General features: G+C 53.4%; 3 protein-coding genes. All 3 read right to left on the bottom strand.

The features are described 5' to 3' along the window. On the bottom strand, window positions 1-3584 hold a 3584-nt coding region (locus HMPREF1028_RS13230; RefSeq protein WP_009311298.1), incomplete at its 3' end, for a PAAR-like domain-containing protein. An 82-nt stretch (window positions 3585-3666) separates the two neighbouring features. Continuing rightward, complete coding sequence (locus HMPREF1028_RS02980) at window positions 3667-4803, bottom strand: DUF2169 domain-containing protein (protein ID WP_009311297.1); 1137 nt, start codon at window positions 4801-4803, stop codon at window positions 3667-3669. 12 nt (window positions 4804-4815) lie between these two features. Then, window positions 4816-7158 carry a type VI secretion system tip protein TssI/VgrG gene (gene tssI, locus HMPREF1028_RS02975; RefSeq protein WP_198006976.1) on the bottom strand — a complete coding sequence of 781 codons (2343 nt, stop codon included), beginning with the start codon at window positions 7156-7158 and terminating at the stop codon, window positions 4816-4818. Window positions 7159-7187 lie beyond the last annotated feature (29 nt).

Raw genomic sequence — 7187 nt, 5'->3', positions numbered from 1 at the left:
TGGTCGCAGTGGAAATAGCGGGTTTGTTGTCGGCTTTCGCCGTCTTCAGTTGTCCAATCGCGGACTTGGGCTAAAGGCTCGTAGGAATCTTGATCGGTATAGATATAGGTATATCTGCCGTCCGAGTGGATTTCTTGCAAGAGGTGGCTGCCGTCCCAAACGAAGCGGGTTTGGTTTTCAAGGTCGTTCCCGCTTAAATCATGCGGGAATGACGTTTCCGAAACTTCTTCGTTTTTCAGACGACCTTTGCCTATCCTTCTGCCCAAGGCATCGTAGGTGTAGGACCAAGTTTCTTTCGTACCGTCTTTTTTGAAGATTTCGGCTTTAACCAGTTGGTCGTACAGGTCGTAGAAATAGTTCTGCACTTCGCCGTCGGCGAGTTCGCGGTGGATGAGGTTGCCGAGCTCGTCGTAGTAATAGGTCGTGCCGTTGTAGGTTTTCAGGCGGTTGTCGGTGATGACGGAGCGGTTGTCTGAAAGCGGCGCGGTCGTTTTGCCCTCTCCCCGACCCTCTCCCACGGGAGAGGGGGTAGGGTATGGTTTGACCTTTTCCGTCGAGATGTCGAGGATATTGTGCGCGGGGTCGAAGGCGAACAGTTCATTGCCCGCTTGGGTAATCCGGCCCAGTTTGTCGTACTCGAACCGGGTCGTGCCCGTCCGTTGGTCGGTACTGTGGGTCAGGTTGCCGGTGCGGTCGTAGCCGTAGCTGCGTTTGACGGCGGTTTGGCCATAGCCCGCCGCTGCTTTGGTTTTGCCTTTGCTGCCTTCGGTCAAATCATTGAGGGTGGCGATTTGTTTTTTCAGACGACCTAAGGGGTCAAGTTCGTAACGGCTGGCGAGCTTACCCTGTGTACGGTAGATTTCGCGGTGCAGTTTGTCGCGTTCGATGTCGGTAACGACTTCGTCGTCGAGGCTGATTTGGTGCAGGTGGCCGCTGCCGTAGTACAGGTAGTTGATCTGTCTGCCGTCGGGCAGGACGGTGGCGGTGCGGTTGCCGTTGAAGTCGTAGTGGTAGCGGACGGTTTCGGTAACGGGCAGGTACAGCATGTCGTACTGCGCATCGCGCCAGTCGGTTTCGGGCAGGCCGTTTCGGGCGTTCTCTTCCTTAGTCGGCACTTTCCATTGGTGCTGGGCGATGAGTTGGCCGTTTTCGTTGTAGTCGAAGCAGGTGATGCTGTGGCAGTTGGCGGCGCGGACGAGGTTGCCGTCCGGGTCGTAGCCGTAAACGGTTTCCTGAACCTTGTCGTTGTCGCGGGCGAGGGTGTGGATTAGGCGTCCCAATATATCGCGTTTGAACTCGGTCATCCGCAGCGGGGTTTGGCTGTCGAGGTCGTCTGAAAGCGGGGATAGGTCTTTTTTGGGGACGGGCTGTCCGCCCAGTTGCGCCATCAGTTTGGCGGCAAGGGAGGCGTCGTCGCCGAATTCGCGCTGCTCGACCAGCTCGTTACCGGCGTTGTAGCGGTAGCCGGTGAGCTTATGGTCGAAACCGCTTTCGGCAATCAGACGGTCGAGGACGTCGTAGGCAAAACGGTAGCGCGCGCCGTTTTCATTGGTGAGGCCGATTAAGCGGCGGGCTTTGTCGTAATGGTAGCCGAAGGTATGGCCCAGCGCATTGGTACGTCGGGTCGGCAGACCGTCCTGGCCGTATTCGTAGGAAGTGGTATGGCCTTCGCCGTCGGTATGGGTTTTCAGACGACCTGCGGCATCGTAGCCGAAGGTCTCTTTGCTGCCGTCGGGATAGAGGGCGAGGGTGAGGTTTTGGTTGGCGTCGTAATGGTATTCGGTGTGCTGTCCCAGCGCATCGGTAATGCGCGCCAGCTGTCCTTCGGGGGTGTAGGCCAGTTTGGTTTCGTAACCGGAGCAGTCGGTAATGAGGTCGGGCTGGCGGTTTTCATTATAGTGATAGGCGGTACTGCTGCCGTTCGGATCGGTCACCGACAGCAACAGGCCGTTGTCGGCGTATTCGAAACGGGTGGTATGTTTCAGCGGGTCGGTATGGGTCAGCAGGTTGCCCACTTCGTCGTAGGTATAGCCGTCATAACGGCCTTCCGCATCGCTTTTACGGATCAGGCGGTAGCAGTCGTCATAGTCGAAATGCAGGATGGCGCCGTCGGGGCGGACGATGGCCTCAACCTGCCCCTCGTTGCTGTACTGATAGCGGGTAACGCGCCCCATCGCATCGGTGTGGCTGAGCAGACGGCCCAAACCGTCGCGTTCCATCAACACGGCGCTGCCGTCGGCAAACACCCGTTTGGTCAGCTCGTTGTTGTAGTCGTAATGATATTGCTCGGTACGGCCCAACACGTCGGTTACCTCGGTATAACCGTCGTGATAGATAAAGCGCCATTCCTCGCCCAAAGAAGTCCAGTTGCGCAACACCTTGCCGGTCGGGGTGTAATGGTCGTATTCGTATTCCGATACCAATCCGGCCGCATCCGTGTGCGACACCATCAGGTTGTTTTTATAGCCGAAGCTGCGTTTGACGTTGCCGTCGCGGCCGATGACGCGCAGCAGGTCGCCGCTGCCGTTGTATTCGTAGCGGACCAGCGGGCTGCCGACCCGGACCGTTTCGCCGAAGACGGGCAAACCCTCCAGCAGCGACACCGACAGCAGCCGCATTTTGGGCGACTGTTCATCCGCCACATTGCCGAAGTTCAGCGAGAACACCCGGCCGTTGCCGTCGATGACGTATTGCGGCAGACCGGTCAGCGGATGATAGACGAAACGCTGATGGTTGCCGTTGGCGTCTTCTACCGCCACCAGCGGGAAGAGGGTGGAATCTTCGTCCGAACCGTCTTCCGCCACCACCAAAGGCGCAAAACGCAGCGCTATCGAACCGTCCAGCGAAGCGATGACATAATGCCCGTCCGGATTCTTGCTGAACCAAATCTGTTCGCTCTCGAACAAGACCGGTTCTTCATCATCTTCATCCACTTCCGGCAAAGGGAACAGACGGCCCTGATCGTCGATATAGGCCAATCCGGCCGCATCGCGGATGATGCGTTGGCAGCCCGGTACGCTCCAGCCCTCGCCGAGCCAGCCGATACCGTCTTGGTCGGAATAATAGCTGCGGCTCCAGACCAGCGGCAGGATGCCTTCAAAGGCAAAGTCGGTTTCATTCTCCAAAAACTTCAACCCGTGAATCGGATTGACCGGGCGGCCGGCACCAGCAGCATTTTTACAGGAAATACAGGGTTTGGGCGGCAGTTTCTTCTTGAACTTGTTGTTCATGTGGAACATATCGCCGGCGCGTATGATGTGGCGCTTGCGGATTTTAACCGAAGAGGAGTGCATCATCGGCCATGCGGGTTTGGTGGCGGTGCGTGAAAGCACACCCTTGCGGCCCGGAAGGGCGGGTTCGTCGCCGGTAGTGCGGTTGGTTTTACTGGCCTTAAAGACGAAGGCGGGCTTGCGGTTGAGTCGGACGTCTTTGGCAACGGTTTGGGCGTTGCCCAAGTCGGCGAAGAGCGGGAAGGGGATGGGCGGTGTGACAGGAGGTGCAGGAGGTGGCGCCCAGCAGAAATCGGGGAGGGTACAGATTACATAGAAGTCGCTGTCTTTACGGGCGATTTTATTGAATGCCATGGCGGCTTGCTCCTGTTGGGGATGGGGTCGTCTGAAAGGGGGATGAATGAGGACTTAGAGTTTCAGACGACCTATGTGTGGTTTATACGTGTGCTGCCAAAGATGGCGGGATTGGGATAAATTCATCCTGCGAATCCCGACAGGCTTGAGCGGCCGCGATTTGGTCTGCCCGTTCGTGTCGGGCGATAAATCTGAGCTGGCATGCCGCAATTTCCAGTTCCTCCGGAAAAGATGTGCGGTAGCTGCAATCAATGCGGCGTTGTTCTACATCGACGAGGATGGTGTCCAATACCATATCTTTGCACAATGACGAGTTGGTTGCCGTATGGGCGTGGACGAACACGGTTTCTACCGGCAAATCAACGGTAAATCGTTGGTTGGGTGCTTGGAAGGAATGCACCATGCCGGTAAAAGTCAGTTCGTAAATATGGTTGGGTTTCAGATGGGGAAGTTGCAGCGAGGGATGGGCGCCGTTCCAATAAGCCATAGAAAAATCTTCAGGCAGTAGTGGGGCACGATTGGCTATCCATTGCGCATCGGCAGTGCCGGTATGTTTGGCTCGCAGTGCGAAATAACGGGGCATAAAGCCGAAGCCTTCGGGCGCGGCCTTATCGGACGGATCTCGCACGGGGTGTGCGGGGTCGTAGATTTGATGCGCTTTCAGCGTCCGCTTGAACCCGTTTTTTTTGAGTTCGGCCTTCGGATAGTAGCCGATACCGATGGCGTTCTGTTGATAGCCTGTGTGGTCGTCTTCGACTGCACTGCCGCCAAAGGCAAACTCATAGCGGATAGGCAGGGAAAGGATGGGGTCGGGTTCGCTCAAAGACCATCCTGCCGCCTCCCGCACCCAGTAACGTTCCCCGGTAAGCGCCAGGCTTTTTTGGTAATCGCCGATATTTACAGATACGGTAAATTGCCGAGAGGGGACATCGTCGGGTGCATAGGCGGTGGCATTGACGACCAAGTCGGTTTTGGGTTTGTAGAGGCTGAAGTCGCTTTCAAACTGAGTCGAGGTTTGCGAAGGATCGCCGTAATAGGTATCGGCAAACGTGAGCGGCGTTTGCTTACGGGCAAACGCAAGCTCCGTTTTTCCTGTTTCCGGGTCAATTTCAAACTCGTAGCTGACTTTGGCGACGACTACATCATAAGCTCGATCTGTTTGGTCGATGTTTTTAAACTGCTGCGTATGAAAGCAGGTAAAGTTCTGCAACTCAAACATGGCGTATCTTCTCTAGTTGATATCGACTTTTTTGCCGTCGATGTCCACTACTTTGGTGCCGACGATCTTGATCGTTTTGCTGACGATGCTGATTTTGTTTTTATCAATCAAAATCATGGAACTACCGACTTGTATGGTAATTTTCTTGCCTGCGGACAGGGTGATGTTTCGACCTGCGTTGAGGCCGATGTTCATACCGGCGTTGAGACCCATCACCAAGCCGACGCTATGCATTTCTGCGCCGACGACATTGGTCATCCAGCCTGCCCCGACGTTCAGCATATAGCCAGCACCGATGTTGGTCATCTGTCCGATGCCGACATTGTTCATACCGTTCAGGCTGACGGTTTCCTGTTTGTTGCCGCCGATACTGCTGACTTCGTTGGCAACAACGGTCTTGTTGCGGTTGGCGCCGACGGTCAGCGCTTGGTTTTTGCCGACAGCAACGTTCTGGTCTTGTCCGACAGTCAGCGCTTGGCTCTGACCTATGCCTACTTTTTCGTTCAAGCCAACAGAACGGCTGCGGTTTTTACCCACATTGACGCTTTGGTCTTTACCTACGCTGGTACTTTGGTTGTCACCCACACTAATGCTTTGGTTTTGGGTAATGCTGGAGGTCTCGTTTTGACCCACCGATTTTGTGCGGTTTTGGGTAATCGAAGCCGTTTCGTTTTTTTGGACGGTTTTCGCCCGATCGCCTACTACCGTAACCGTTTCGTTGTTACCGATCGTGGTGGTGCGGTCGTTGTTGACGTTACGGGTTTCGTTATTTTTAACCAGGGAGGTCAGGTCTTTTTGCGCTTGGAAATTGACCATCTCGGAACCGGCAGTATCGTTGAACATCAATTCGTTGAAGTTGGACAATGGCGAATTGAAACTCTTGCTTTTGATACCGGACTGCTTGGCCGCGGCAGGAAAGCCCCATGGCGGCGACATTGCGCTGTTGTACAGACGACCCAATACAATCGGCCGGTCGGCATCGCCGTTGATGAAGTCAACCAGCACTTCTTCACCGATACGCGGTGTGTTGATAGAGCCGTATCCCGCTCCGGCAGAACCTTGCGTTACCCGAACCCAGTTGGAGCTGTTTTCATCCATTTTGCCGTAGCGATCCCAATGGAATTGGACTTTAATATCGCCATACTCGTTGGTATAAACCTCTTCTCCGGCAGGACCTGTTACCGTAGCAGCCTGTGTACCCAATACTTTGGGTTTCGGCGTTTTGAGGGGAGGGCGGTATGGGTAGGATTTGGGCAATACGCGGAACGAAATTCTGAATTTGCCGATACGGTCGCCGGTAGTATAGCCGGCTTCTTCAAAATCATAATCTGCTTTCAGAATGGTGTATTCGGTATTGGATGAGGAATGCGGGTGTTTGCTCAGGGTAAACGTATAACCCGGAGCTACCGTCAAGGCAGTACCCGAACCGGTAATGATCTTGGTTTGGCTTTTCAGATCTTCACTGCGCACCTGACTGTAATTTTGTGCTTCGGATACATCGCTAAAGCCGGTATAAAAATCATAATGTTCCATAGGAACAGAACTGAAATCGTGAACCGAATCAGAAGATTTCATTTGGACTTTGGCGTTTTTATAGTTGTATTCTTGAGTCACGAACTGACTGGATTTCAAGGCATCCCGTTCTTCCCATACATCGATATAGGCGATGTTGGGTGCGCCGGGCGCAGTATTTTTGGAATGGTAAGGAATGTTGGGAGAAGGAATGGCTTCTAGAGTACCGACATCATCAGAGATAACCAGCTCGTGCGAACCGTTGCTGTGGGTAAAATAATAGTAGATGCCTTCCTGTTCAAACAGGCGGTTTAGGAAATTAAAACTGTTTTCCTGATATTGGACACAAAATCCTCTGGTACGATAGCCTTTTTGGCATTTTACCTGGAAGGGGAAGCCGAACGGCGACAAGACTTCATTGGCAATATCCAGAACGGACTTGTCGACAAATACCCTGCTGTCCGTATTTTGGGTGAGATACCACATAAACGGACGGGCTGTACAGGTGTAGGCATGATAGTCTTCTTCGTCTTCATCTTCGCCAATGTAACCGAAGTCGGTAACCAAACCGTTCAGATAGCGCGGGCTGCCTGCTTCTGTGTCAATTTCCAATGTTATAGGCTGACCAATAATATCCTTGCCTTGCAAATTGGAATCTTTGGAAACCAAAGTAATATTAAATTCAAAAAGGTTGGAAACAAATTCTGTTCCAAGCATTTTTTTGAATAAAAGTTGTGATCCCAAAGGTGTATGAGCAACGACTGTTCTATTCATTTCGGGAAATTCCTTGTTGACATTAAAAACCAATTTCGCTTGAGTGTCGGTTTTTCTATTTTCAATCATGCATAGGGTTGCGGCAGAAGCATGTTGGA

This window comes from Neisseria sp. GT4A_CT1, assembly GCF_000227275.1.
GTDB lineage: Bacteria > Pseudomonadota > Gammaproteobacteria > Burkholderiales > Neisseriaceae > Neisseria.
The sequence above is the reverse complement of the archived record's forward strand: the minus strand, read 5'-3'. Positions and strand labels throughout refer to the sequence as shown.